21 protein-coding genes are annotated in these 25,763 nt (G+C 52.9%); 3 read left to right on the forward strand and 18 right to left on the reverse strand.

Annotated features, from left to right (window positions below; genetic code table 11):
* Positions 1-32: 32 nt before the first annotated feature.
* The 8 genes from QEN58_RS04480 to QEN58_RS04515 form a co-directional block, all read right to left on the reverse strand.
* Entirely contained in the window at positions 33-1,703 is a 1,671-nt protein-coding gene (locus tag QEN58_RS04480) for a methyl-accepting chemotaxis protein (protein WP_280105960.1), read from the reverse strand.
* Positions 1,704-1,869: 166 nt separating this feature from the next.
* Positions 1,870-3,723: an ABC transporter ATP-binding protein gene (locus QEN58_RS04485; protein ID WP_280105961.1), complete on the reverse strand. Its 1,854-nt coding sequence runs from the start codon at positions 3,721-3,723 to the stop codon at positions 1,870-1,872.
* 143 nt (positions 3,724-3,866) lie between these two features.
* Entirely contained in the window at positions 3,867-5,474 is a 1,608-nt protein-coding gene (locus tag QEN58_RS04490; protein WP_280105962.1) for a gamma-glutamyltransferase family protein, read from the reverse strand.
* A 46-nt stretch (positions 5,475-5,520) separates the two neighbouring features.
* Positions 5,521-7,035, reverse strand: a complete 1,515-nt coding sequence (locus QEN58_RS04495) for a tripartite tricarboxylate transporter permease (RefSeq protein ID WP_280105963.1) — start codon at positions 7,033-7,035, stop codon at positions 5,521-5,523.
* A 13-nt stretch (positions 7,036-7,048) separates the two neighbouring features.
* Entirely contained in the window at positions 7,049-7,519 is a 471-nt protein-coding gene (locus QEN58_RS04500) for a tripartite tricarboxylate transporter TctB family protein (RefSeq protein ID WP_280105964.1), read from the reverse strand.
* A 57-nt stretch (positions 7,520-7,576) separates the two neighbouring features.
* Entirely contained in the window at positions 7,577-8,557 is a 981-nt protein-coding gene (locus QEN58_RS04505; protein ID WP_280105965.1) for a Bug family tripartite tricarboxylate transporter substrate binding protein, read from the reverse strand.
* A 141-nt stretch (positions 8,558-8,698) separates the two neighbouring features.
* A complete protein-coding gene (locus QEN58_RS04510) occupies positions 8,699-9,229 on the reverse strand; it encodes a chromate transporter (protein WP_280105966.1) in 531 nt (176 codons plus the stop codon).
* On the reverse strand, positions 9,226-9,795 hold the full coding sequence (locus QEN58_RS04515) for a chromate transporter (protein WP_280105967.1): 570 nt from the start codon (positions 9,793-9,795) through the stop codon (positions 9,226-9,228). The genes QEN58_RS04510 and QEN58_RS04515 overlap by 4 nt, the downstream gene beginning before the upstream one ends.
* Before the next feature lie 180 nt (positions 9,796-9,975).
* Between QEN58_RS04515 and QEN58_RS04520 the strand changes: the two genes are divergently transcribed.
* Both QEN58_RS04520 and QEN58_RS04525 read left to right on the forward strand, forming a co-directional pair.
* Positions 9,976-10,653: a GntR family transcriptional regulator gene (locus tag QEN58_RS04520; protein WP_280105968.1), complete on the forward strand. Its 678-nt coding sequence runs from the start codon at positions 9,976-9,978 to the stop codon at positions 10,651-10,653.
* 88 nt (positions 10,654-10,741) lie between these two features.
* Positions 10,742-11,296 carry a DUF1415 domain-containing protein gene (locus QEN58_RS04525; RefSeq protein ID WP_280105969.1) on the forward strand — a complete coding sequence of 185 codons (555 nt, stop codon included), beginning with the start codon at positions 10,742-10,744 and terminating at the stop codon, positions 11,294-11,296.
* Between the two features lie 36 nt (positions 11,297-11,332).
* Here QEN58_RS04525 and QEN58_RS04530 read toward each other — a convergent pair whose 3' ends face one another.
* The 9 genes from QEN58_RS04530 to QEN58_RS04570 all read right to left on the reverse strand — a co-directional run bounded on the left by QEN58_RS04530 (position 11,333) and on the right by QEN58_RS04570 (position 22,042).
* Positions 11,333-12,988 carry a sensor domain-containing diguanylate cyclase gene (locus tag QEN58_RS04530; protein WP_280105970.1) on the reverse strand — a complete coding sequence of 552 codons (1,656 nt, stop codon included), beginning with the start codon at positions 12,986-12,988 and terminating at the stop codon, positions 11,333-11,335.
* Positions 12,989-13,210: 222 nt separating this feature from the next.
* Positions 13,211-13,705 (reverse strand): GNAT family N-acetyltransferase, encoded by a 495-nt coding sequence (locus tag QEN58_RS04535; RefSeq protein ID WP_280105971.1) that lies wholly within the window; start codon positions 13,703-13,705, stop codon positions 13,211-13,213.
* Positions 13,706-13,728: 23 nt separating this feature from the next.
* Positions 13,729-14,721, reverse strand: coding sequence for an LLM class flavin-dependent oxidoreductase (locus tag QEN58_RS04540; RefSeq protein ID WP_280105972.1), 993 nt, complete (start codon positions 14,719-14,721; stop codon positions 13,729-13,731).
* A 136-nt stretch (positions 14,722-14,857) separates the two neighbouring features.
* Positions 14,858-15,544 carry an SDR family oxidoreductase gene (locus tag QEN58_RS04545; RefSeq protein WP_280105973.1) on the reverse strand — a complete coding sequence of 229 codons (687 nt, stop codon included), beginning with the start codon at positions 15,542-15,544 and terminating at the stop codon, positions 14,858-14,860.
* Between the two features lie 126 nt (positions 15,545-15,670).
* A complete protein-coding gene (locus tag QEN58_RS04550; RefSeq protein ID WP_280105974.1) occupies positions 15,671-16,951 on the reverse strand; it encodes a nitrate regulatory protein in 1,281 nt (426 codons plus the stop codon).
* Between the two features lie 141 nt (positions 16,952-17,092).
* On the reverse strand, positions 17,093-18,445 hold the full coding sequence (locus QEN58_RS04555; protein ID WP_280105975.1) for a NarK family nitrate/nitrite MFS transporter: 1,353 nt from the start codon (positions 18,443-18,445) through the stop codon (positions 17,093-17,095).
* A gap of 361 nt (positions 18,446-18,806) precedes the next feature.
* Positions 18,807-19,826: a patatin-like phospholipase family protein gene (locus tag QEN58_RS04560; protein WP_280105976.1), complete on the reverse strand. Its 1,020-nt coding sequence runs from the start codon at positions 19,824-19,826 to the stop codon at positions 18,807-18,809.
* Between the two features lie 200 nt (positions 19,827-20,026).
* A complete protein-coding gene (locus QEN58_RS04565) occupies positions 20,027-21,151 on the reverse strand; it encodes a CZB domain-containing protein (protein ID WP_280105977.1) in 1,125 nt (374 codons plus the stop codon).
* Between the two features lie 168 nt (positions 21,152-21,319).
* Positions 21,320-22,042, reverse strand: a complete 723-nt coding sequence (locus tag QEN58_RS04570) for a murein L,D-transpeptidase catalytic domain family protein (protein ID WP_280105978.1) — start codon at positions 22,040-22,042, stop codon at positions 21,320-21,322.
* A 106-nt stretch (positions 22,043-22,148) separates the two neighbouring features.
* On the opposite strand from QEN58_RS04570, the gene QEN58_RS04575 reads away from it, so the two are divergent.
* A complete protein-coding gene (locus tag QEN58_RS04575; protein ID WP_280105979.1) occupies positions 22,149-23,783 on the forward strand; it encodes a L,D-transpeptidase family protein in 1,635 nt (544 codons plus the stop codon).
* 81 nt (positions 23,784-23,864) lie between these two features.
* On the opposite strand, the gene QEN58_RS04580 is transcribed toward QEN58_RS04575, so the two are convergent.
* Entirely contained in the window at positions 23,865-25,586 is a 1,722-nt protein-coding gene (locus tag QEN58_RS04580; RefSeq protein WP_280105980.1) for a peptidoglycan DD-metalloendopeptidase family protein, read from the reverse strand.
* Positions 25,587-25,763: the final 177 nt, after the last annotated feature.

Here is a 25,763-nt window from a genome sequence, read left to right on the forward strand (position 1 = left end):
CCAAGGAAGCATAGAAAACTAAGGGAGGTTGCTTAGAACGACTCCCACTCAGGTTGCTGGGGAGTCGCTAGTCTACGTGGAGTCGCAGGCAAGGGCTTATTAGCTGCGGGGGCAAGTGCTGCTTGGCCAAGAGTTGGTTGCTCGTTAGCATTGCTGAGCTTGAAGGCTCCTACTAGTGCACCCAATCGGTCGGCTTGCTCTCTTAGCTCCGCCGCCGCAGCGCTGGACTCTTCCACCATGGAGGCGTTGTGTTGGGTCATGCTATCCAGCTCGTTGACTGCATCGTTGACTTGCCCGATGCCCACACTCTGCTCTTTCGCACCGGCGCTAATTTCGGCAATCACGCCGGCCACACGTTCAATGCTTTTTACCATCTCCTGCATGGTTACGCCGGTTTGTTTCACCTGGTCAACGCCTGCCTTTGTACGGCTTAAGGAGGTATTGATCAAAGTGGCGATGTTTTTAGAGGCATCACTGGAGCGGCTGGCCAATATCCGTACCTCTTGCGCGACCACCGCAAAGCCTCGGCCATGCTCCCCTGCTCGTGCAGCTTCTACCGACGCATTCAGCGCCAGGATATTGGTTTGGAAAGCGATGCTATCAATTAGGCTAACGATGTTGCTGATTTCAGAGGAAGAGTCGTTAATTGTATCCATGGTCTGCTCAACACTGTGCATGGAGTGCAAACCCTGTTGAGCAAGATCGCGGGTTGAAAGTGCCAGTTGATCAGCCTGCTGGGCTGAGTCAGAGGCGTTGCTGACCACTGCCGCGATTTGCTCCATCGACGCAGACGTTTGCTGTAAGTTCGCAGCGGCTTGCTCGGTGCGTGCTGCAAGTTCTTGACTGCCTTTAGCAATTTCACTTGAGGCATGCTGAAGGCTCACTGTACTGCTGCTAACTGACTGAAGTGTATCGTCGATACGTTTAATGAAGGCATTGAACTGTTGTGCCAATTCACCAATTTCATCGCGTCGATTGTTCTCAATCCGCGCGGTTAAATCGCCATCGCCTTCGGTAATCTCTTTAATACGACCGCTGATTTGGCGGATAGCTCGCGACATCATTAGCGGTCCTAGTAGCGCAATTAGTGTGGCTGCAATAAAGATAACTAATGAAATTATAATAGTGGATGTTTGTTGCACTTGAATTCTATTAACTACCGCTGCTTCTGCTTGATAAATGGCCGTCTCAACATTCACTCCTGACACATCATATACATCACGTAGTGCACTAAAATTAGCGAGTGATGAGCCGGATAGAATCGTGAATGCTGCAGCGCTATTGCCGCTTTGATGCAACTCAAATACACGCGTTGCCTCTTCTTGCCAATCGCTATACAGCATTTCAAAGTTGGCTAGTTGCGTGGTTAATTCTGGGTAGTTCTGCATATATTCGGCATAGCGCTGCATGCGATCGTAAGCCTGTTGCGAATTCTCTTCGAATTCGGCGATTAGCTCCGATGCGCGCTCTGTGTCTGGGTCTGCTAACAGGTACTCGATCTCTGCAACCCGAGCTTGGTACAGGTCTCTATCTGCATTGAGTACTGTTGAGCTAGCAGGAATATAATTTTTAATAAACGTGTCTAAGCGATCCTTTACCTTGTTAACGAGCAGCGCATCGGCTATCACAATAGCCAGTAGTGCTAACGCAACGCTTATAAAGGCAAGAGCATACTTAACTTTTATCTGATGAAGGCGGTTCATATCGTCCACTCCTGTAGTGTAAAACAATGAAGGAACCATACCTTTAAAGTATTAGCAGGGGCGACAACTTTGTAACGCTTGTGACGTTTGTTCACGTTCCAGATTTTAATTAGTTGAGTAACAAGTTAATGATTATTTGTAATAAGAATTGTTTATATTTAGATGGCTATTTATAGCCTGCCGCCTGTAGTTGAAACAGCTTCGCATAGTGGCCTCCAACCGCCAGCAGTTCTTCGTGGGTACCGCGCTCAATGATATGTCCCTGGTCGATCACAAGAATAAGATCAGCACTGCGTACTGTGGAAAAACGGTGGGAGATCAGGATGGCCATCTTGTCGCGGCTATGCTCGCGAAAGCGGGTGAATATTTCGGCTTCTGCAGCGGCATCCATGGCGGCAGTGGGTTCATCCAGCACGATGATATCCGCATTTTCGCGCATGTACGCTCTGGAAAGGGCGATTTTTTGCCATTGGCCGCCGGAGAGTTCCTGGCCATTTTTAAACCAACGCCCCAGCTGGGTTTTGTAGCCGCTAGTCATGCGGGTAATAAACTCATCCGCCATACCGTGACGAGCGGCGTTCTGCCATCTTTCTTGGTCGTTAAAGGCATGAGTATCGCCAACGCCAAGGTTTTCACCCACCTGCAACTGATAGCGCACAAAGTCCTGAAAGATAACGCCGGTGCGCTCACGCAGTGCTTGAGCGCTCCAGTCACGTAGGTCGCTACCGTCTAACAGAATTCGGCCCTGAGTAGGCTGGTAGAGCCGCGTTAACAGTTTGATTAGGGTGGTCTTGCCAGAGCCGTTTTCACCCACCAAAGCCAAGCTTTGCCCAGGGGAGAGATGCAGCGAAATATCGTGTAGAACAGCAGCGCCGCCAGGGTAGGAGAAGCTAACGTTCTCAAAGCGTAGCCCATCCCCAGGCAGTGCACCCTGGGTTAGCGTGCCGCTTTCGGCCTCAACCGGTTGCTCCAGGTACTCATAAAGATTGGATAGATAAAGGTTATCTTCGTACATGCCGCTAATGGCGGTAAGGCTGGCGGAGAGCGCCGCCTGGCCCTGTTTGAAGACCATCAAATACATGGTCATTTGACCCAGCGTGAGCGCCCCGGCAATTGTTTCGATCACTACCCAGCCATAGGCTAAATAAAACGTTAGGGTGCCGAGCAAACCGAGCAGAAACCCCCAGCTTTCCCGGCGAAGGGTTAAACGACGATCTTCTGCAAACAGCTGGGTGAAAATATCGCGGTAGCGCTTAAGAAATAGCCCTTCAAGACCAAAGAGCTTGACCTCTTTAATGCTGTCTTCCCGAGCGAGTACCGTCTCTAAATAAATCTGCATGCGAGTTTGTGGCGAGCGCCATCGGAACAGGCGAAAAGCATCGCCCGAGAATTTGGCCTCCGATACAAAGACTGGCAGAGCGCCAGCGACCAGGATCAGGAGGGCCCAAGGAGAGAACTGCACCAGCAGTACGCCAAAGCTACCGAGAGAGATGGCGTTTTGCAGCAGCCCAAAGGTTTTGTTGACCAGCGCAAGTGGGCGTGTAGACGCTTCACGGCGCGCCCGGGTGAGCTGGTCGTAGAGCTCTGAATCTTCGAATTGGCTAAGGGACAGCGTGCCCGCCTTTTCCAGAATCATGACGTTGACCTTCTGACCCAATAGCGCTCTTAGCAGCGACTGCTGGGCTGAAAGGCCGCGCTGGGCCAACGCGATTAATCCAATGATCAGCGCCTCAATAGCCACTAGCTTCAGTACCGGGGTAATAGACGTCAACAGGTTGGGGTTTGACGCGGCTTGATGAGCGTCCATGGCACTGACCACGCCATCCACAATCAATTGGCCTACCCAGGCTGCGACGGCGGGAAGCACCCCCGCTACCAACGTACACAGTGCTAGGCCAAGCATCATCCATCGAGAGGTTTCCCACACCAAGCCAAGCGCGCGCCGACTGTATCGGAAGACGCCAAAAAAGCCGCTTACCGGTGAGGAGGTAGATTCAGAGGGTGAAGGTGGTGGTGACATAGTTGGACAGGCAAGCATCTAGCAAAAAGGGAGTGCCATGATGCGGTGGTTAAGCGTGGATAGCCAGCTCAGCCGCCGGTTGCCTTCAACGGCAACGCGGCGGAGAGAAAATTACATATATAGATCCTATTCAGGGCAACAATTTACCAGGGAAGCACTGCCCCGTCGGTGCGCGGCTCGGTGCCGCCTTGCAGTACGCCCGTTTCAGGGTCACGCAGAATGATTTGCCCACGGCCAAAGCTGATGGAATCGGCTACTTTGACAATGTCGTGGCCTCGGCGGGCCAGCGCAAGCGCTAAGTGATTAGGGAAGTCGGCTTCGACTTCGATGGTTTTACCTTTGGTCCATTTCCAGCGCGGCATATCGAGAGCCGCTTGGGGGTTAAGCTGATCTTCTAGCATCGCCGTTACCACCTGCACATGGCCCTGGGGCTGCATATAGCCGCCCATCACGCCAAACGGCCCAACGGCTTGGTTATCTTTGGTGATAAAGCCGGGGATGATGGTGTGATAGGTACGTTTGCCGGGCGCCAAAGCATTAGGGTGCTGCGGGTCGAGTGAGAACGACCAACCACGGTTTTGCAGGCTGATGCCAGTGCCGGGAACGACCATGCCCGAGCCAAAGCCTTTAAAGTTACTTTGAATCAGTGACACCATATTGCCATCGCTGTCAGCCGTTGCCAGATATACCGTGCCGCCCTGAATCGGGTTGCCGTGTACTGGGTCAACCGCCTGTTCGTCAATCAGTGCAGCCCGCGATTTCAAATAGTCGTCGGCCAGCATCTGATCAATGGTGGGGCGCATAGCATCCAGGTCGGTTACATGTGCGAAGCCATCGACATAGGCCAGTTTGGTGGCTTCAATACGACGGTGTAGCGTTTCCACCGGATCGCGCCCTTCTTCGCCTAAGTGCTCTAGCATACCCAGCGCTTGAAGTACGATCATTCCACTGCCGTTGGGAGGGATTTCCCAAATATCATGGCCTTTATAGCGCACGCTAATCGGGTCGACCCACTCCGGCTGGTAAGCCGCCAGGTCTTCTTTGCGTAATAGGCCGCCGTGTTCGCGGGAAAAGGCGTCGATAGCCTCCGCCAGTTCGCCCTCATAAAATGCCTTGGCATGGGTGTCGGCAATCGCTTTTAGGCTTTTCGCATGGCCTTCCGAGCGCCACAGTTCACCAGCTTCCGGTGCTCGACCTTCGGGGGCAAATGTATCAAACCAAGGTTTGAAAGAAGCCTCGGTATAGGCCGAATAGCTGGTGAAGGCTTCCTTCCACATTTGATGAATAACGGGAGAAACGGGGAAGCCTTCTTCTGCCAGCGTAATGGCAGGGGCTAGCAACTCTGCAAACGGCAGCTTGCCAAAACGCTCAGACAGTGCCGCCCATGCTGCAGGAGCACCGGGTACCGTGACAGGCAGCATGCCGTGGTTTGGTACAGTGTCGTGGCCAAGTGCTTTCAGCGCTTCAATGGTCGCTGCTTGCGGGGCAGGGCCGCTGGCATTAAGGCCATGCAGTTTGCCATCGACCCAGACAATGGCAAAGGCGTCGCTGCCGATCCCATTCGACGTGGGTTCAACCACGGTTAATGCAGCGGCGGCAGCAATCGCGGCATCAATCGCATTCCCGCCTTGCTGCAGTATGCTAATACCTACTTGCGCTGCCAAAGGCTGTGAAGTAGCAACCATGCCACGTTTGCCGAACGTTGCCATCCGGCGCGAGGCGCTGGGATAAAAAAGCGCACTTTGATGCATACCAGTTTCCTTTTAAGCAGTGTTGTCGATCTACATTATTTGTAAATCAAATGTTTTCGCGTGAAGCGGCATTCTTTAAACGCTGAATCTTTCGATCCTGATAGAGCGAAAACAGAATGGAAGCGACGGCTAACGCGAGGAAAAGTGCTGAGAGTGGCCGAGTTAAAAAGGTCATCCAGCTTTCATTAAGCTCAAGAGCACGGAATAGCTGGCGTTCAAGATTGTCGCCAAGCACCACACCCAGTATTAGCGGCGTCAACGGGACTTCCGCCTTCCAAAGCAGGTAACCAATGATTCCGAAGATGAATAGCACCCAAATGTCGAACAGGTTGTTATTCAGGGCATAGGCGCCAATCGCACACAGCATCAATACGACTGGGACGAGAATTTGCTGTGGGATTAACGATATTTTGGCAAACCAACGCACGAGCAGCAGGTTGCATAACACCATGACCACCGCGCCAATGAGCAGGCTGGCATAAATAGCGCCGACTAATACCGGGTTTTGTTCAAACATCATTGGGCCCGGCGTGATGCCGTGCAGAATCAGTACGCCCATCATGATTGCCATGGGCAAATCGCCGGGTATTCCCAGTGCCAGTGTGGGAACAAACGCGCCGCCTGCCACTGCACTGTTAGAGGCTTCAGACGCTACGATGCCGCTAGGGATGCCGGTGCCGAACTCTTCAGGTCGACGGGAGAATTTTTTAGCCTGATCGTAACTCAAGAAGTTCGCGACGGTACCACCGGTGCCCGGTAGCGCACCCACCAAGCTGCCAATGAGAGAGGAGCGCAGCGTGTTGAGCTTTTGCCCTGCCATATCCTTGAGTATCTGGCCGTAGGGGATGGTGACATTGGTATCGATTTTCTTGGCTTCGCTTTTCTCGTCCTTAAGCTTTTCGATATTGCCAAGCAGTTGGGAGAAGGCAAATATGCCGATCATCACAGGCAGAATTTCGAACCCAGAACCCATTGCCGGAAGGTCAAAGTCAAAGCGCAGATTACTGTTGCGGTCATAGCCAACGGTAGTAATCAAAAGCCCCAAAGCAGCGGCCATCAAGCCTTTGAGTAGAGCGCCGCTGGAAAGTCCTGCGACAAGCGTCAGCGCGAAAACGATTAACGCAGTGATCTCCCAAGGCCGGAAGTTCATGCTGAAGTTGGCAATTAACGGGCCGAAGAATACCAATACCGCTACGCTAATGAGGGTGCCTAAAAAAGATGAAGCGACGCCAATGCCCAAGGCACGGCCAGGTTCGCCTTTCTGTGCCATCGGGTAGCCGTCATAAACGGTAGTAATAGAGGAAGGGGTGCCAGGTATCCCTAACATGACGCCAGACACAATGCCGCCTGAGTAGCCCCCTACAAACACACCGACCATCAGTGAGACACCACTTACCGGATCCATTGCAAATGTAAAAGGGAAGACCACCAAAATGGCCATGGTGACGGTAAAGCCGGGGATACTGCCGCCTATAATCCCAAACAGTACGCCAATAGTAATTAGGCCCAAGACTGATGGCGTGCCGACCTCAGCGAGCGCTTGGAGAAAAAAGTTAGTCATTATTTACTCCAGGTTAAGGCAGCCAAACATTCAGGCCATAGCGAAAAACGACAAATATCACGATAGCTAAGGTGCAGCTAAGGGTGAGATTTATCATCCATTTACGTCGCGTATTGATACCCATTAGTAGCGCAAGAGAAGCGACTAAGAAGCCTATGGTGGCTGCGATATAACCCACCACAGGAAGTAATGCGGCATACAGTCCAAACAGTAGAAACAGAGCGAGGATGGTGCGCCGGCTTTGAAACCACTCATGAATGAGCTGCTTTGCGCCAGCCCGTTCAGGTACTTTTACCAATAAGGAACGCACCAGAATTAACAGTGAAAAAACGCCGATCACTACCAATAAAATGCGTGGGAACAGCGCTGACCCATAGGGCTGCCAACTGGTGGGTGGGGCAATACTGCCTGATTCCCTCCACATGACAGCCACAATCAAGAGCAGCGCCAGCGCCAAGGCGCGGTCTTTAGTTAGCGTTAGCATTAGCGATGCCTCCGGTAACTCTAGCCCACGCACCTACGTGGGCTAGAGGGTGAGTTCTTAGTTCTGGAAATCGATGTTTTCGGCAGCAGCGCTTAGCGCAGCTTCGTTTTCATCCAAGAACGCTTGATAATCATCACCGGCCAGGAAGCGCACGACAGAGCCGAATTCATTCTCGATGCGGCTGCTTACTTCTTCATTTTCTAGCGCTTGCCCGTATGCATCAGCGATGGTGTCGAGGACTTCCTGTGGAGTACCCTTGGGTGCGAAAATGCCACGGCTGGTGGAGTGATCCATTTCGATGCCTTGCTCGCGCAGGGTAGGCACGTCCGGCATGCTGTCTAGGCGCTCTGGGTGGGCAATACCGAGTGGACGGAAGGAACCATCTTCAAAGAACGCACCGCCCGAAGGCAGGTTGAACATCGCGAAATCAATTTCTTCCGCCAACAGCGCGGACACCTGTTGGCCGGTATCTGGGTAACCTACTAGGCGTACATCAGCCATATCGATACCTGCCTCCTGGAAAAACTGTGCCCAGAAGAAATGGTCGGTAGAGCTAGGGATCATGCTAAAGCGTACTTGTCCGGGGTGCTCGCTTACATAGTCAGCGATTTCGTCTGCGCTCTGGACGGGGTGATTGGCGTGCGTAGTCGGAATATTGATGGTCTGGGTGAGAAGTGCGATGGGTTCAAAGGCATCAAATGAATAATCGACGGTACCGGCCAGCTTCGAAAGCGCAATGGTGTCGTGGCTGCCAAGCAGCGTGTAGCCATCGGGATCCGCGTCTTTCACATTGCGCGAACCTAGGGTCGCCCCTGCACCCGCCATATTGACGGGAACAATGGATTCACCCAGCGTCTTTTCAGCCTCTTGGGAAATGAGTCGGAACAGAATGTCGGTTGCTCCGCCCGGACCATAAGGAATGATCAAACGGATATCCTGCTCAGGATAATCAGCCTGCGCGGTGGATGCGATTGCCATACTAGACGCAAGTCCGATGGCGGCAAGGGTAGTGCTTAGAGTAAATGTTGAACGCGTCATTCTTGTACACCTTTATAGATTGAGTTTGGTGTTGTGGGATGCCGCTCTAATGGAAGCGGCGTGGTGAGCGCGTGGTCCCGTTATCGGGTTCTTGTTGTCACCACACAACCGTCTATCTACGAGATCGTGTGTTAGTGAGTGTTAGCCGAGAAAGAGCCCTCCATAAATCAGAGCGCCCATGACCACAAACGCAGGGTGCGTGTTGAAGCGAATCAGTGCGATAGCCGCGACTATCCCAATAATCGCAGTATGGAGCGCGCCGTTAGTGTTGAGGCCTTCGAGCAGAAATCCCAACGTTAGCCAAGCCATCATCATGGCAATGACCGGGCGAACCCATTGGCTCATGCGCTTAACCCGGGGCGAATCGCGATGACGATACAACAGCCCTAGTGCGCCAAGCATCAAAAGCAACGTTGGAATAACCGTAGCGGCCACGGCGATGAAGGCGCCGCCAATACCAGCAACTTCATAGCCCACATAGCCCGCCATTTTGGTGGCGATAGGGCTAGGCAGCGCGTTGCCCAAGGCGAGGGTTTCAGCGAACGTTTGAGCGGTCATCCAACCGTAACGGCCAACTACTTCGGCCTCAATCAGTGGAATAATGGCGGGGCCACCGCCGTAGCCAATAATGTTGGGGATAAAAAAGGCTAAGAAGAGATCCCAATAAATCATACCGTCCCCTCTGCTTTTTTCTTACCGGCAGGACGCAGGAGAGCGGCAATTAGAATGGCGCCAATCACCCAGCCAGGGTGAATGCCAAGCCAATAGATCAGTCCGGCGGCAATGATGGCCATGGCAATACTGACCAGCCAGCCAAGGGCAGCTTGTGATTTATCAAAAAAGTCCCAGGTGAGCTGCGCCATCATCACCATGACGACGGGCACTACTGCTTGGCCCATACCGCGAATCCATGCCACATCGCGGTATAGGCTGAAAATGCTTAACATGACAATCATTGCCACAATCATTGGGACGATAATGGCAGTGACGGCGGCGATACAGCCGGTTATACCGGCTACACGGTAGCCAATATAACCGGGCATTTTGGTGGCAATGGGACCGGGTAAGGTATTGCCAATCGCCAAGACGTCTGCAAACTCTTCGTCGGTTAACCAATGGTGGCGGGTGACGACCTCGGCGCGCACTAAGGGAATCATCGCGGGACCTCCGCCGAAGCCAAAGATGCCGACGCGGAAAAAAGCCCAGAAGAGTTGCCAGGAGGCGGCGGGTGGGTTCATGGACGCGAATCCCGCAGAGCCAACGAGGAGATCAAAAGCATATCCAGACCTTATTTATCGTTTGTAGGTTAAAAAATCGATTATCTTGTCTAAAATAGAATATAGGTAGTGCTTGATCCGGCGTCAACCGCAAAAAATAGAATGGGCATCGGGAGCTGAGATGATTAAAAGGACATCGTTATGAATAATTCTTTACCTACGTCTGCAACGCCAGCAGGAACTGCATCAAGTCGCGTATTTGATCATTTACGTAAAGATTTGGTGGGTGGGCGTTTTGTTGCCGGTGAAAAGCTTGCTATCAATGCGCTAAAGGATCGCTACCAAGTTGGATTGAGCCCGCTACGTGAAGCACTCAATAGATTGGCTGCTTATGGGTTGCTAGTGCAGGAGAATCAGCGCGGTTTTCGCGTGCCGAAGCTGTCACGGGATGAGCTGGATGATATTTTTCAGATGCGCTTGGAGATGGAGGGGATGGCGTTAGAGCGGGCTATTGCTAACGGTGACTCGCTTTGGGAGGCCGATTTATTGGCAGCCGCGCACCGCTTGAAGCGAGCTGATATTAGCCTGGATAAAGGTGAGGAGTGGGAGCATCTGCATACCCAGTTTCACCGTACGTTGGTGGCGCCGTGTGGTTCAGTCTGGCTCCTACGTTTCATTGAGCAGTTGCATGACCAGTTTGATCGCTACCGTCGCTTGGGGCCAAAAATGCCGACGATTCGTCAAGAGCTGGATGAACAGCATCATCAACTCGTGGAGCTGGCACTGCAGAGGGATGCTAAAGTAGCGCGCGAATTAATGGACGACCACATTCACAAATCTTATGAAGTCGCCCTGAAGCGTTATCAAGACCATGTGTAGTTTGCAGCAAACATTAGCAACCAACAGTTGGTAAACTGCCGCGCATAGAGTGTCGTTCATCGCCGACCAGATAAGTAAAGAGGGTGCTATGCACACAGATAACCAAATAGTTGCGCAAACGCTAAAATGGGTGCGTACTTTCATTGTAGCGCATGATATTTGCCCATTCGCTCAACGGGAGTTAGCGCGTGAAACCATTCGTGTTGAGGTAGTGCGCTCCAAGAAAATCGAAGTGGCGCTTGAGGAGTTGATGGTCGAAGTACAGTGGCTGGATGAGCATCCGGAAACAGAAACGACGCTGCTGGTATTCCCCACGCTTTTCAAAAGTTTTGATCACTACCTGGATTTTGTTGAGCTTGCTGAAAGCATTCTTGTCGATCAAGGCTATGAAGGGATCTATCAGCTCGCCACCTTTCATCCCGATTACTGCTTCGACGGTACCGAGCCCGGCGACGCCTCTAACTATACCAATCGCTCTCCCTACGCCATGGTGCATCTGCTGCGCGAAGAGAGCGTCGAAAAGGCGATTGAGTTTTACGGCGATACTGACGCTATCCCCGAGCGCAATATCGCTAAGTTAACGGCAATGGGCAGTGCCGTCGCTGAGCAACAGCTGCAAGACTGTTTTGACGTGAATGATTAGGGTTTGCGCTGAATGGCTGGGGGTTGAAATTAACCGCTAAGGCCTGTGAATCACTAGCTGGTGTTTACCTTTGCTTTTAGCCGCATACAGGGCACTATCCGCCAGTTTTAGCACGGCATCAATGTGTAGGCCGTGCTGTGGCCACCAAGCGGCGCCCAAACTACAGCCCACGTGGGCGCGTTTATTCTCGGGTAATAAAATCGGTTGGGCGATGGCAGTAAGTAAACGCCTACTAACCTCATGTGTAAGCATTTCCAGGTGTTCTTGTTTGGTTTTAAGCACCATTACGAACTCGTCGCCACCAAGTCGCGCCACTACATCACCACTGCGCAGGGCGTTTTTCAGGCGCTGAGTGATCTCAATGAGCAACAGATCCCCCGCATGGTGGCCCAGTTCATCGTTAACCTGTTTAAAGCCGTCCAGATCGATGTACATCACCGCCATGCTCTGTTTGTTCCTTTCAGCTTCTGGAATGGCGAGCTGCAGGTATTGGTTAAGAAACGCGCGATTGGGTAGACCCGTTAGTGGGTCGGTATTGGCTAACCCCTCCAAACGGTTGATCGTTTGACGCTGATCCCATAGCCGACTGACCATGTTACGCATAGAGGTGGATAGGCGTTTCATTTCTGGAGAGCCACTTTCCTCAGGAATACGTTCGGCGTGTTCGCCATCCTGTATTTGATCGGCAGCACGGGCTAAGCGGGTGAGAGGAGCCACCATGCGCGATGCAATTATCCAACCAATCATTGCAAAGATCAGCGCCAGTAGTATGCCTATGCCCATAATGGCTGCCTGAAGCTGCTCCACGGGGGCGAAGGCAGACGCGATGGGGTTACGGGTAACCGCTATCCACCCCAACCCAGAGAAGTCCTCAAAGCCGTTGCTGCGTGCATAGCCGGTGACAAACTGTTCGCCATTTGGCCAGGTTTCAATGGCCCATTGTGGCGATGTATTGGTAGGGTTAGGTATGTGTTCAAGGCTGTCTAACGATTTTCCCATCAGCGCTTCTGGCCCTAACAGCACGGTGCCATTGGCGGAAAGCAGCAGTATCTCGTTATCTTGTCTTTGCTTCGCGGGTGAAAACATGGATTGCTGAATATATTCGGCCCACTCCCAGCTCAGATGTACCGCTAGAACGCCCTGTAATTCCTCGTTGCGGTCATGCACTGGGGTCGCAATATCAACAAACTTAAGCTCTTCGCCGCTGGCGTTAGGCAATAGTTGTGCAAGTAGCACTGCCTCGTGGACATCGCCTACCCAGAGCGCCTCGCGTCCTTCAATAAATACCGGGCGTTGTGCTATTGAAACGCCTTCTAAAACGCCTCCAGTAGCGGCTTGAACAGTCCCTTCTGGGTCGGTAAGGCCAATCCACGACACAACGTTGTGGTTGTCTTGCAAGTGCTCTAACTGTTCCCGTAGAACGCTAGTGCTCGTGTCATTAGTAAGCGCCTGCATACTTAGCAGTAGCTTTACCTCTTTAATACGTGCGTCCATGCTGCGATCCAGCTTGTCCACCATTTGATAGGCTGCTTCTGAGGCTGCATTACCAATGTTGGCTTCCATTTGCTGTGCTGATTCTCGCGACGCCACCCAGCCAAGTAGCAGGGTCGTGGCAAACACCAGCGCAGCAATCAAAGCGATAAAGCGCGAGCGCAGCGAGAAGCGTGAGAACAACCAGGCATGAACAGACATAATTAGCCTTCACCGAGCGGGGGAGTGACTTAATTGTCATTAGATGAGAAAAGTACCTTATTCTGAAGGCTTTTGCATTTAACTGGCTGTTAATTTTGAGTAATTGAAGCGGAAGTTCAACGCAAGGAGGGCCAGCCTTGCTGGCCCAAAAGTATGAGCTAAAACTCTTCCCAATCTGGCGTGGCGCTGGGCAATTTTTAGATGGGTAAGAATGAGTCGCTGTTAAAGTGCTTTATACATCACATAAGTATCGACAAAACCCAGGCGCGCATGACGGTAAGCGTTAGGAACGGTTCCCACAATGCTAAATCCCAGCTTCTGCCATAACGCGACGGCCACTTCATTGGTGGCCACCACGGCGTTGTACTGCATGGCTAAGAACCCAAGTTCACGTGCTTGCTGTTGGGAGTGCTCGCACATGGCACGCGCTACGCCTTTACCTCGTGCGGCAGGGCTCACCATATAACCACAGTTACATATATGGTCTCCAGGGCCTGCCGCATTGGCTTTCAGGTAGTAAGCGCCCAGCACCTGACCATTTTCATCTTTAGTAACCATGCTGGCGTTAGGCGCTTTACACCATAGCTGGCGGGCAGCTTCAAAGCTGATATCGGGGTCAAACGCATAGGTCTCTTGTGCTGAGACAATGGCTTGGAAGGTGGGCCAAAAGACAGCAAAATCGTCATCCGTCATCGGAGAGAAAGCGAGTATGGTCATAAGTATCCTGTGCAGCTAAGGGCTTATCGGGCGACCTCTGCCACAATTTCGTAGCTGCGTAGCCGGTCTGCATGATTATAAAAATCGCTATTAATCATAAGCTCATCGGCGCCAGTGCGTGCTTGGAACTCTTCAAGCTCCGCTTTTACCGTCTCTGGTCCGCCAATAATCGCCGCGCCTAAAAATTGGCTGACTTGGGCCTGTTCCATCGGCGACCAATCGAGCTGCTCAACCGGCGGTTGTGACTGAGTCGGCTTGCCGCGAATAAGGTTTAAAAACTTCTGCTGCGCTGTCGTGGCCAGGTAGTGGGCCATCGCATCGCTCTCTGCGGCCATCACGGGTAATCCAACCATGGCGTGGGGCTTATCAAGGTGTTCCGAGGGGCGGAAATTGTCACGATATAAGCGCAGGGCCTCGAATAAATAGCCCGGTGCAAACTGCGCGGCAAACGCAAACGGCAAGCCAAGTTTTGCCGCCAGCTGAGCGCTGTAGCCGCTGGAACCCAGCAACCAGATAGGCACATGGGTGCCTTGGCCCGGAACCGCTTTGACACGCTGCTGAGGCTCTGCCTCGGCTAAGTAGCTGCGCAGCTCGTTAAGTAGTTGCGGAAAATCATCGACCCCTGCATGGGCGTTGCGACGCATTGCCTGCATGGTGGCGCCATCTGAGCCTGGTGCGCGGCCTAGGCCGAGGTCAATGCGGCCAGGGTAAAGCGTTTCCAGGGTGCCGAACTGTTCGGCAATCACCAGCGGTGGATGGTTAGGTAACATAATCCCACCGCTTCCCACGCGGATGGTAGAGGTCTGCCCGGCGATGTGGCCAATTAGAACAGCGGTTGCCGCGCTGGCAATGCCCGCAATGTTATGGTGCTCGGCTAGCCAGTAGCGGGTATAGCCGAGACGCTCGGTTAATTGCGCCAGCGCGACGCTATCATTAAAGGTCTCTGCGGCACTGCCGCCCTGGCGAATAGGCGCCAGGTCGAGAACGGAAAGTGCCGTGGAAGCGAGTTGGCTCATGGGTCACCTGCAAAAAAGCATGGGCGCGTAGAGTGAAAAATTACTTAGCGCGCTTGGTAATTACACGTTATGCGGCCAGTGCAGATGAATTGCAAGGTGTTACCTGCTTAGGTGTGTACTGGGGTAATGTTAAGCCTTACTCAAGTGGCGGAGTGGGGCGAATAAGAATTTCATTCACATCTACGTGGGCAGGCTGCGCAAGCGCATAAATCACCGCATTGGCAATATCGCGGTCTTCTAAGGCATGCGTTGGCGGTTCATCAAAAAAGGGTGTGTCGACCATTCCAGGTTCAATTAGCGTCACACGCATGCCGGTGCCGCGTAACTCTTCACGTAGGTTGTAGCCAATCCCTGTGACCGCCCACTTGGTCGCGCTATACATTGACCCAGGGATCGTCGTACGGCCCGCTGCTGAGCCGGTTAACAGCACATGGCCTTTGCTTCGTTTAAGGGCGGGCAAGCAGGCCTGAATGGTGAGGCCCACGCCATAGATATTGGTCAGGATCATCTCACGCCATGCGTCATGGTCAGCCTCGCTAAAGCCGCCGGGGGAGCCGCCACGACCAGCATTGGCAAAGACGCCATCCAAGCGGCCGAAGGTTTCCAGCGCCTGCTCAACCATGGCTTTCTGCTGCTCCATATCGGTCACGTCCAGCTCGCAGGTCAGCACGTTTTCAGGTCCCAACTCGTGCGCCAGTGCGGTGAGCTTGTCGTTAGAACGTGCAGCGAGTACTAACTTATAGCCTTCGCGTGCTGCTGCTCGGGCAGTGGCTGCACCGATGCCGCTAGATGCGCCGGTAATTAATAGCACGCCGGTTTGCATGTGTTGCGCTCCTTGCTTGATCAAGTAAGCTTTTAGCATGGCTAAGGAGGCAGCATCCTGCAAATAATTGTCTAACCAGCCCGCTACGGCTTGGCTAATTTACCGTTACGGGTGAGTCCAACTGCTTTACGTTTTAATATCATCTTTACGCTTTAACATCGCGGAGAGATCGAGAATAGCTTGGGCCATATCCGCCATACTTTTGCTTTGATCCATCGAGGTTTTGCGCAGAAAGCGGTAGGCCTCTTCTTCACTCATCTCCTGGTGAGCCATGATCAAGCCCTTGGCGCGTTCGATCAGTTTTCGTTCACGTAGCGCTTTGCGGGTATTTTCGAGTTCATCGCTAAGCCCCTGTAAGCGGCTGGCCTGGGCTTGAGTGAGTTCAATCAGCGAGCGGCCTAATGGCGAGGTGAGGGCGTTGGCCGTCAGGTCACCTAATGGTTGCGCACCGTTCAAGGCCAGAAGCTGTTCGCAAGGGGCGGGCGCAGGGCGACAGGGCTCCGCCTTGGTTTTTTCTAAAGCGTCCTCTGCCTGGGCGATTTTGCGGTGGCAAAGCACGCACAGCTGTGAGATCAGCGCATCTTCAACCCTTTTCATTGAGTCGATACGCAGGGTGGTCAGTTCGTACCAGGTTTCACCCAGCGTATCCGGTGTCTCTTTTTGCGGTGACTGCGTTGCCGACGAGCGCTGGCAGGCGATATCGCGCAGGTGGCAAATACCCGACAGCGTGCGTGGTGAAAGCTCCTTTTGCCATGCCTGCTGCGCTTCGGGTGTCGCAAACTCTACAAAGGTGTCGAAGCAGCGCTGTTGATCCGTCATTAGCTGGTTGAGCAGGGCGCGGTGGGGCTCATCGAAGTGGCCATGGGTAAAACCAAAGGCGCCACAGGCGCGTTCCTGGCCAGCCAGCTCTTTGCCCTGCATCAAGTGAAAAATCGCCACTAACGTGCGGGTAATATCGGGGTCAATAGAGGTGTCGGCGGCCTCAAACACAATGGCCAGAAGGCCACTGGTCAACTGGTTAAATGCCTGGGTCGCGGCATCGGGCGTGATGGCGAAGGTATCAATGGCTTCGCGAAGTTCGCCAAGTTCGTCAAGCGCATACCAAACGGCGGCGATCCGGCGCAGTAAACGCGCAGCGGCTTGAGGGCGGGCCTCTTCGCTGAGTGCTTCCAGCCGATGGCGCATTAATATTTCAGCCTGTTGGCTGTGCTGCCGGTAGGTGTCGCGGCGTGTTTTGAAGCGCTGTCCCTGGGAAACCAGGTAAATCGTCGAGGCGCCTCGTTCACGCTGGAGCATATGAATAAAGCGGCTAATGTCGCCAACAATATCGGCGGTGGTCGCAAGGTGGGTAAGGTTGTCGATATCGCAACGGATGGCGGTTAAGAGCAGTTGCTGCGCTGAAGACATAGAAATTTCCTTGGTGACTCGCCGCCTAAATGTAAACACTCCCATACTTTTCTCCCATACCCAGAGGAGGCATATGGGAGTGGATAGGAACGTATGGGAGTATGAGTTTACGTATGAGTGTAAAAGTGTACTGGAAAGCGCTTAGCGTAACGACAGAGCGCCTGCGCCTACGTCATCACCTACTGCATCGCTATACGCTTTGGCCTCTTCAGCTTCGGTAGCATCGCTAAAGCGTACCAGCAACACACAGGAGGCTAGAACTAGCACGGTAAGGCCTAAATAGAACAGGCCTTGCTGATAGGTCAGGCTTTCGCTGCGGAACAAAAACGCTGCGCCTACCGCCCCCACGTTACCGCCAGCGCCGACAATGCCCGCGACGGCACCTAGCGCCTTTTTGTTGATAAACGGGACAACACCGTAGGTAGCACCTTCCGCCATTTGTACAAACAGGCTGAACACGAGCATGATGCCAATCGCGAGGCTCAATACGTGCATCTGCGAGAACGCCACCAGCGCAATGCCTTCGCAAACCAAGGCAATAAACAGCCAGCGAACGCGTCCTTTCAAGCCCCCTTGCTTGGCGAAAAGATCCGAGAAAACACCCCCCAGGGTACGCGCAAAAATATTCATCAAGCCAAAGAGACCCGCAATCAGACCCGCCATAGCCAGGGTAAGATCAAACTTATCGAAGAAGTAGATAGCGGCAATATTGTTGATCGTTAGTTCTACGCCAAAGCAAAGGCCGTAAACAACAAATAGCGCCCAAACACGAATATCCTTGGCGGCGGCTAGAAAGCTTTGTGCCGCACCATTTTCGCCTGACGCTTCAGGCAGTTCGCCGCGTGCGCGCAGATCGCTGAAATTGCCGTTGGGTGCATCCTGGGTGAAGAACCAGTAGCCAATACCGGTAAAGAACATCACTACGCCAGGCACCATCATCGCTAAGCGCCAGCCGAAGGCCTCGTTAACGCCCAACATCAGCATGCCCGAGAAGATCAGCGGCATTAGAATTTGCGTCGTACCGCCGCCCAAGTTGCCCCAGCCTGCGCTAGTAGCATTGGCGGTGCCGACCACATTGGGGGCGAACATCATAGATGTATGGTACTGGGTAATAACGAAGGAGGCGCCAATGGCTCCAATGGCTAAGCGCGCCAATAGAAAGGTTTCAAAGCTATCGGCCAAGCCAATGCCCATCACCGGTATAGCGCCCAGCAACAGTAGCCCGGTATAGGTTTTACGCGGACCGATACGATCGCACAATACGCCAATCGCAAGACGCACAATCACCGTGATCGCTACTGATGCGATAATCGTGTTGCCGATTTGTGTTTGCGTCAGGGAGAGGTCTTCACGAACAATCGCCATAAGAGGGGCGATGCCGAACCAGCCGAAAAAGCAGATATGAAACGCGAACCATGAAAAGTGGAAAGCGCGCATCTGTGGGGTCGAGAAGTTAAATAACCGTATACGGTTGGCTTTGTTGCGTATGTCCATGGGATGGCCTCACGGGGCATAAAACGAGTTGGTTGCTACGCAACGCAAGCGAGTTAGCGCGTTACGCAAACAATTGACGAGAACATGCCTTCATCGTTGAAGGTCAGGTTCGACGCACTCGTACCCAGTTGGGCCTGGTCCACGCCTACCACCACTGATAGGAGTAATGCAGGTAGTTTGCCAGTTGGTTATTTGTTACTAAAAATCAGTTTCTTAGTTTATTTTTGCTGTGCATGTGAGCAATGAGAGGAGAGGACTATGCTGCATGATTGGGCATGCATAGCCAGTTTTGCGGCATCTTGGTGCTAGCAGGGCTTAATGCCCGGGTTGTTCATATAGCTAATTATTCATGTAAGTAGACCTATTCATGTAAGTAGACGGCATCTATATCAAGAGTGGAGTAATTGCCGATGGCATCAAAGTGTTCGCTTAACCAGCGTTCAGCGGACGCTTGGCCCTGTTCAAACAAATGGCATAGAAAAGCCCACTCGGAATTGGATTTGCTGGAGACAGAGAGCTCTTCTAGCGCCTGTTCACCGCTGATGCGGTGGAACAAAGCCTGTTGGTAGCAGTTTTCAATGTCTTGCTCGTCCAGCGCGTGCTTAAGCAACGCGATCATGCGTATCTCTTTAATCAGTGCTGAGTTAAAGGTGATCTCGTTAAGGCGGTTCATAATGGCCGACGCCGTGGTGGGAACCTCACTGCGGCTGATAGGGTTAATTTGTATTAGTAGAATATCCCGCGCGCTGCACTCCTCCATAAGCGGGAACAGCACCGGATTACCCATATAGCCGCCATCCCAATACGCTTCGCCGTCGATCTCTACCGCTTGGAACATAAAAGGTAAGCAGGCAGAGGCCATCACAGCGTCAACGCTCATCTCTTCACGATGAAACACGCGCTGTTTGCCCGTGCGTACGTTAGTGGCCGCCACAAACAGCTTGAGCTGCTGGCAATTTCTCACTCTATCGAAATCAATGTGTTCGGCGACTATATCGCGTAATGGATTAATGTTGAGCGGGTTGAGTTGATAGGGAGAGGCCACCCGGCTTAACAGATCCAACGCAATAAAACCGGGTGAATGATCCAGGCTCCAGTTGCCGGTCAATATATCCATAGGGGAGCGGCGGATGGGGCTTGCCATACCTGCACGGCTCACCGCCTGCCAAAAATCGTGTAGCGCTTGCCGCGCGGTCTCTTTATCGCCTCTTGTAAGCGCATCGGCCATCACCACGCCATTCATCGCCCCGGCGCTGGTGCCGCTGATACCCTCAATTTCAATGCGATCATCTGCCAAAAGGCGGTCAATGACGCCCCAGGTATAAGCCCCGTGAGCGCCGCCGCCTTGTAACGCGAGGTCTAGCTTTTTGACCTTTGTCATATGCTTGTTCCCGTTGCTCACTGATAAGGAGTGTGATTACAGTGAAAACAGCATGGCATAGGCAGCTAAAGAAGACGAAAGGCTATTTAGCGGGCGGCCCCACGATAAGCACTCAAAGTGCTGGCTAACTCACAGGTTGGCTTCAATAAATAGGTTGGCATAAACACAGAGGCGGGTAGTTGTCTTTTTCTAGGGGGCTTCTAAGGAGCCCCCGCTAGCGGTGAGTGTTGGCTAGGTGAGTATGGCGCCTCGAATATGGCGTGTTCCATGAGGTTGTCCAGTTGAAGGGCAAGCTGCTGGCTGGCTTCTTCCATCACGCCTAAGGCGGCCAGTTGCCCATTGCGGTCGCCCAAGCGGGCAAATTTAAGCGCTTCAGCGCCGCTTTCGTGCATGCGGCGGTGCGGTGCTGCCAGCGCTCGATAAGCCTCGGTGCAAACGTAGCGCTGGTAGCCTTCACCGTGCTGATGCCAGCGGCCTAAACGACATTGGTGATGGTCTTCTAACGGGGTATCTGTGTTGGCAGATAGTAGCTGCTTATAAAGCCGGCATTTCCACACCGCATGATCAAGCTTAGCAGAGTGTAAAAATGCCGCAGTAGCGCTGTGATGAATCACTTTGTGCATGTGCAGGGTTTGATCAGTAAGTTGATGCAATGCCTGCTTAGCTGTTTGCGCCGCATGGGCGATCTCATCGTCGGCCAAACGCTTTTTCACCACGGCTTGGGAGTGCTCTCTTACTTGGCTATTAACCTGATCCATCAGCAAGCTGAGCTGGTGGCTAAATTGATGCATATTTAGCGCTAAGCGGTGCACATCATCGGCAATGGCTGCCAGCCCTGGAGACTGCTGGCTAGAGGTTTCAGCACTGCCAAGTAGGCCTTGGCTATGGGCTGTTTCAAGCGCCGTGCTAACCGCTAACGCTTGGGCATGGCCCGCATTCCGCGAGAGGGCGACCTGCAATTGGTTTAGGGCATGTAAGGTTTTGGCTAGCACTAACGGGGGCAACGCTTCGACATGCTCTGTGTCGAGGCAACGCTGATCAAGGGTATTGACGGCTTGTTCAGCTGCGGCGATTAAATTAGCCGTTTCGGTTAATGTGGAGCGCTCACCGGCAAGCTGGTCGGCGTATTCCTGAATGCCGATATTTAGCGCAGCGAGCATATCTGCCCCCCTCGCCTGTAACATGCCGATAGATTGCGCCGGTTTCATCTGGTTTAACAAGCGGCAACTTAGGGAAGGCGTAGCAGATTCAAGCTGAACGCGTAAATCGGCGATTTCCTGTTCCAGGCGGCGAATTTTTTGAAAAGGGTGCATAAAGGTGAACATGGCAGAGGCACCTACGGCAGATAGCAATACCTTGTGTCAATTTGTCACAAAGTATTGCAGAAGGTTCCACCGTGCGCCTGATTTAGTTGCCGTAAATGACGAAATTGAGCCGCTGACTAGCTGCGAGACTGAGATTGTTAACGCTCACCGTGACTAAAAGTCCCGACATTAGCGCCGGGCAAGCTGTGCGGCCTCCGCTGTGCAGCCTAGAAATGCTGAGGTGGCAAGCCACTCGGCATCGGGATAATAAGCGAAGACATACTGATCCTCTTTTAGGCTGTCGATCAGCGGATAAGTCACGTCTTCACTTACCGCCGGACAGCCATGACTGCGTCCGAGTCTTCCCGTTTGGGTGATAAAGGCGTCGCTTACATAGTCAGCGCCGTGGATAACAATAGCGCGCTCAAACGCCAAGTCGTTGACGTTGGGTTCAAGGCCCTCCAGGCGCAGTGAATAGCCGTTGCGCCCATAGTAGCTGTTCAGAGTGCGAAACAGGCCAATACTGGATTGATGGCTATCGGGGGTATTGGAAAACGTTTCTGCTTGGGCGTCGCCGGAACCTTGTCCGTGAGAGACAAGCTCTTCGAAGAGCAGTTTATGCTGGCGCAAATCAAATACCCACAGGCGTGGCTCGGTAGACGGCAAGGAGTAATCGATCACCGCCAGGCGCTCGGCATTGGGTTCGGCGCAGTTAAGCGCTTGAGCGGCTAAACGCAGCGCATCGGGTGAGGCCTGGGGGGCGAGCTGCTGCAACTGATGGTGTAACGGCAGTACGCCACGTGGGGGCGTTGAATCTACTTGGGCGAAGAAACTGGCGGCGTGTAGCGGTAATGTAAATAATGTAAGAGGTAGCGAAAATAATAACGTGGCAACATTTAAACGAAGAGCCATAAAATTCGATCCTACGAGCAATATCAGTCATTATGAAGATTAGCCAACTAATATAAAAAAACAGGGTCGGCGATGTGAAAGACTATAGTAACGCAAGGAGAGGGCGATGAACGAGATACAGCCACTAAGACAATGGGCGATAGGGGTCGCTCTATGTCTCACGCTTACCCACAGCCCTTTAAGCACTAGCTATGCGCATGCGGACTCAGAGCCGTTACAACAGGCACTAGCCCAGCAATTAAGCAGCGTGGAAGCGCAGCGGCTACCCGTTGCTGAGTTTTATCAACTGCGCGATGGTCAACCCGCCTGGCAGTCGGCGAGCACTGTTGAGTCATTGGTCGCTGCACTCAATAGCTTGGAAACCGACGGCTTGGCACCCGAAGATTACCACGCTGACACGCTGATTGATGATTTTCAGCGCAGCCAGGCAAGCGATCAAGTCGCCCAGGCATCGTTTGATATTAAAGCGACTCTGTCGCTGCTGCTGGCGCTGGATCATGTAGAGCGCGGCAAGGTAAATCCGCGTGATGTCGAACCCCAGTGGGATGCGCAACGCCCAGAGCGACGCTACTCACTGTTACGCGTTGTGCATGCTGTCGATAACCGTACGCTTGATAACGCTATCGCGTTGGCCCGACCCTCATCAGTTGAATATCAGCAGTTGCGCAACGCCCTGAAGCAGCATTATCAGTTGGCTAATTTAGGTAGCGTGCCCTACCTAGCGGCGCGGGATGAGTCGCTTCGCCCAGGCGATGAGGCCGACGATGTCAGCGTGTTGCGTCAACGTCTAGCGCTGTGGGGAGAGGCTGATTTGCAGGTGGCTGATAGCAGTGCTTATCCAATGATTGGTGTGCAGGCGGCGTCTAATCGGCGCACCTTTGATGCATCGCTAGAAGCTGCAGTGAGGCGTTTTCAGCGCCTCCATTTGCTGCAGGAAGATGGCGTGGTGGGCGAACAAACTCGCCTGGCGTTGAACACCTCTGTGGCGTCTAGAATCGATCAGTTGCGTGTCAATTTAGAGCGCGCTCGGTGGATCCGTCCGATGCAGTCTGCTGAGCCACGGGTATGGGTCGACATTGCAGGCTACCGGATGCACTACGTACGCCCGAACGGCCAGCACTGGGATGCCCGTGTGGTGGTAGGGAGGCCGACTCGTGAGACGCCGATTATTCACTCTACGATCAGCCATTTAACCATCAACCCCTCCTGGACAATCCCGCCAACGATTATGCGTGAGGATGTGTTGCCCCAGGTGCTTGCCGATATCGACTACTTGGTGCGTAAAAATATCCAGGTGATTAGCCCCATGGGCGAACCGCTTGCTGCAGAAGAGATCGACTGGCAGCGCCCTGGCAGCGTTATGTTGCGCCAAGTGGCGGGGGCGGGTAATCCGCTAGGTCGCGTTGTGGTACGGTTTCCCAACGATGACATGATCTATTTGCATGACACTCCCGCACGGGGTTTATTCCAGCGCGATCAGCGTGCACTCAGTTCAGGCTGTATTCGGGTTGAAGGTGTTGCTGAGCTAGCGCAAATGCTGCTGCAAGATACTGGCAGTCGTTATCAAATGAGTTCGCTGTTAAAGGGTGGGAGTGATCATAATGTGAGTTTATCCCAGCGCATTCCCATTGCGCTGCATTATTTAACTGCATGGCCGAATGCCGATGGTGAAGTGGAGTTTAGGCCTGATATCTACCGTCGTGATGCAACGTTACTGGCTGCATTGCGGCTTTCGGTCTAGGTATTGAGATAGCGCAAGCCAACGCAAAACACCGCCAAAAATGGCGGTGTTTTGCATTAAACAGCGAATTGAGCCGAATCGTTATTCGTCGCTTTCCCGTTGGTAGTTCGCCACGCTAACCGGCCCTGTTTCGCCGCTTTCCATCGCCGCTAACATAGGCGCTGCCTGGGTCTGGAACGCAATCAGCGTGTCGCCGCTCAAGCTAGTGTTTTCAGGCAGGGGAACGGTCATCGCATTAACCGGCGAGTTGTTGACGATGACTTCATAGTGCAGGTGAGGGCCGGTGCTACGGCCGGTATTGCCTGATAGTGCAATACGCTCACCCATCGTTACCCGTTGACCTTGTTTAACCAGCTGGCGGGAGAGGTGCAGGTAGCGAGTGCGGTAGCCATTGTCGTGACGTACGACAATATAGCGTCCTGCTGCGTGATGGTTGCTCACGCGCTCGACAACACCATTGGCGGGAGCCGTGACCGGCGTGCCAATGGGCATGGCAAAGTCGGTACCATTATGCGGGCTAACACGGCCAGTGACTGGGTGCTTACGCCGTGGGTTAAAGTTGGAGCTTAGGCGGTAGCTGCCATCAAACGGGTGGCGGGAAAAAGCGGGGTCTAAGCTGCCGCCCTCAGGCGTGTAGAAATTATCGTCGCTGGCATTACGCACAACGGTTAAGTCCATGCGTTCGCCGTCGTAGTGAACCGCTAATACGCGAGAATCAAGCGTTTCCCCATCGATCATGTCTGACTCAACCAGCACCTGGAAGCGGTCACCGCGGCGACTGTCGCGCCGAAAATCAAGCTTCTTTTCAAGTAGCTTCGTCAGTTCGGTTACTGAGCCGCTGTCCAAGCCTGTCGACTGTGCGGAACGAGCAAAACTACCGCTGACGCTACCTGCATAGAGGCGCTGAACAGGTTCGCCCTGACGTTCAATAGTAGTGATGGCGAAATGGTCTGCATCTTTCTCTACCATTATGCCATCGCGGGTATTCTTCATCATCCGCAGTGATAACAAACGCCCATCTTCATCCAACTGATAATCAAAGCTGTGACCTGCGCGCCAATTCGTTAGCATGCGCTGATCGGGTAAATCTTCAAGCAGGGTCATCACTTCACTATAGCCAAGACCTAGATCATTCTGTGCCAGTACGGCGAAAGTTTCGCCAGATTCAACAATGTGTGTTTTCCATTCAGGCACGAACGGCTCTTCTGCCGCCAGCTCTAACTCCAGGAACGATATGTCGCCAAATAGATCAACGCCGTAATCCTCGTAAGAGGTAGCGTCAGCTATTTCAACAGAAGAAGTGTTATCTGCATCCAGCATGCCACTGGCTAGCGTGCCCAGCACAATCGCAATATGTAGTGCGCCATCGTCAAGGGAGTTGCTGCCCAGCGCTGGAGTATTCAACGTTGGTGCATCGAGTGATGCGGCATTCAACACAGTGACATCACTACTTAGGACTGGTTGATTCGCCGTGCCGGCTTCTGCACTGCCAATGACGTCAAGATCAATGATCTCGGTTACTGTGAGCTCACTGAGGGGGATATTCTCGCGGGTGGCGTCGAGGGCGCGTGAGGCGCGGTCGATCGCATCTGCGACGGGTGTTCGTTCTTGACGCAGGGAAGGAACGCCCGGAGTAGAGTCACTCGGAAGCGGTACCAGCACGCTTTCGAGTGGTGTATGTGATTGATTTAAATCTTGATATGTCGTCAGTAATTTTTGTGTGCCCAGCACAGTGACCATTGTGGCCACGGGTAAAAGTAATAATTTATGCGTGCGGGGCAGCGAATGAAGGATTCGCAACATGGGAAAATAGGCCGCCGAGTTCGTGATTAATAATAACTATAAAGTGAATAAACTCAGAAACCATACCCCATGAAAGCATGAGTGCATAGACTGTATATCTATACATAAAGCATAATTTAATACAAAAATGACAATAATAGCTAGAGATTACTATTTATAAACACCGTTTGCTAACAA

The sequence above is a fragment of the Halomonas alkaliantarctica genome (assembly GCF_029854215.1).
Taxonomy (GTDB): domain Bacteria; phylum Pseudomonadota; class Gammaproteobacteria; order Pseudomonadales; family Halomonadaceae; genus Vreelandella; species Vreelandella alkaliantarctica_A.

What these genes read in the sequence shown, in the direction of transcription:
- QEN58_RS04480 (WP_280105960.1), bottom strand. Translation starts at nt 1,703, where the DNA reads ATGAACCGCCTTCATCAGATAAAAGTTAAGTATGCTCTTGCCTTTATA.
- QEN58_RS04485 (WP_280105961.1), bottom strand. Translation starts at nt 3,723, where the DNA reads ATGTCACCACCACCTTCACCCTCTGAATCTACCTCCTCACCGGTAAGC.
- QEN58_RS04490 (WP_280105962.1), bottom strand. Translation starts at nt 5,474, where the DNA reads ATGCATCAAAGTGCGCTTTTTTATCCCAGCGCCTCGCGCCGGATGGCA.
- QEN58_RS04495 (WP_280105963.1), bottom strand. Translation starts at nt 7,035, where the DNA reads ATGACTAACTTTTTTCTCCAAGCGCTCGCTGAGGTCGGCACGCCATCA.
- QEN58_RS04500 (WP_280105964.1), bottom strand. Translation starts at nt 7,519, where the DNA reads ATGCTAACGCTAACTAAAGACCGCGCCTTGGCGCTGGCGCTGCTCTTG.
- QEN58_RS04505 (WP_280105965.1), bottom strand. Translation starts at nt 8,557, where the DNA reads ATGACGCGTTCAACATTTACTCTAAGCACTACCCTTGCCGCCATCGGA.
- QEN58_RS04510 (WP_280105966.1), bottom strand. Translation starts at nt 9,229, where the DNA reads ATGATTTATTGGGATCTCTTCTTAGCCTTTTTTATCCCCAACATTATT.
- QEN58_RS04515 (WP_280105967.1), bottom strand. Translation starts at nt 9,795, where the DNA reads ATGAACCCACCCGCCGCCTCCTGGCAACTCTTCTGGGCTTTTTTCCGC.
- QEN58_RS04520 (WP_280105968.1), top strand. Translation starts at nt 9,976, where the DNA reads ATGAATAATTCTTTACCTACGTCTGCAACGCCAGCAGGAACTGCATCA.
- QEN58_RS04525 (WP_280105969.1), top strand. Translation starts at nt 10,742, where the DNA reads ATGCACACAGATAACCAAATAGTTGCGCAAACGCTAAAATGGGTGCGT.
- QEN58_RS04530 (WP_280105970.1), bottom strand. Translation starts at nt 12,988, where the DNA reads ATGTCTGTTCATGCCTGGTTGTTCTCACGCTTCTCGCTGCGCTCGCGC.
- QEN58_RS04535 (WP_280105971.1), bottom strand. Translation starts at nt 13,705, where the DNA reads ATGACCATACTCGCTTTCTCTCCGATGACGGATGACGATTTTGCTGTC.
- QEN58_RS04540 (WP_280105972.1), bottom strand. Translation starts at nt 14,721, where the DNA reads ATGAGCCAACTCGCTTCCACGGCACTTTCCGTTCTCGACCTGGCGCCT.
- QEN58_RS04545 (WP_280105973.1), bottom strand. Translation starts at nt 15,544, where the DNA reads ATGCAAACCGGCGTGCTATTAATTACCGGCGCATCTAGCGGCATCGGT.
- QEN58_RS04550 (WP_280105974.1), bottom strand. Translation starts at nt 16,951, where the DNA reads ATGTCTTCAGCGCAGCAACTGCTCTTAACCGCCATCCGTTGCGATATC.
- QEN58_RS04555 (WP_280105975.1), bottom strand. Translation starts at nt 18,445, where the DNA reads ATGGACATACGCAACAAAGCCAACCGTATACGGTTATTTAACTTCTCG.
- QEN58_RS04560 (WP_280105976.1), bottom strand. Translation starts at nt 19,826, where the DNA reads ATGACAAAGGTCAAAAAGCTAGACCTCGCGTTACAAGGCGGCGGCGCT.
- QEN58_RS04565 (WP_280105977.1), bottom strand. Translation starts at nt 21,151, where the DNA reads ATGTTCACCTTTATGCACCCTTTTCAAAAAATTCGCCGCCTGGAACAG.
- QEN58_RS04570 (WP_280105978.1), bottom strand. Translation starts at nt 22,042, where the DNA reads ATGGCTCTTCGTTTAAATGTTGCCACGTTATTATTTTCGCTACCTCTT.
- QEN58_RS04575 (WP_280105979.1), top strand. Translation starts at nt 22,149, where the DNA reads ATGAACGAGATACAGCCACTAAGACAATGGGCGATAGGGGTCGCTCTA.
- QEN58_RS04580 (WP_280105980.1), bottom strand. Translation starts at nt 25,586, where the DNA reads ATGTTGCGAATCCTTCATTCGCTGCCCCGCACGCATAAATTATTACTT.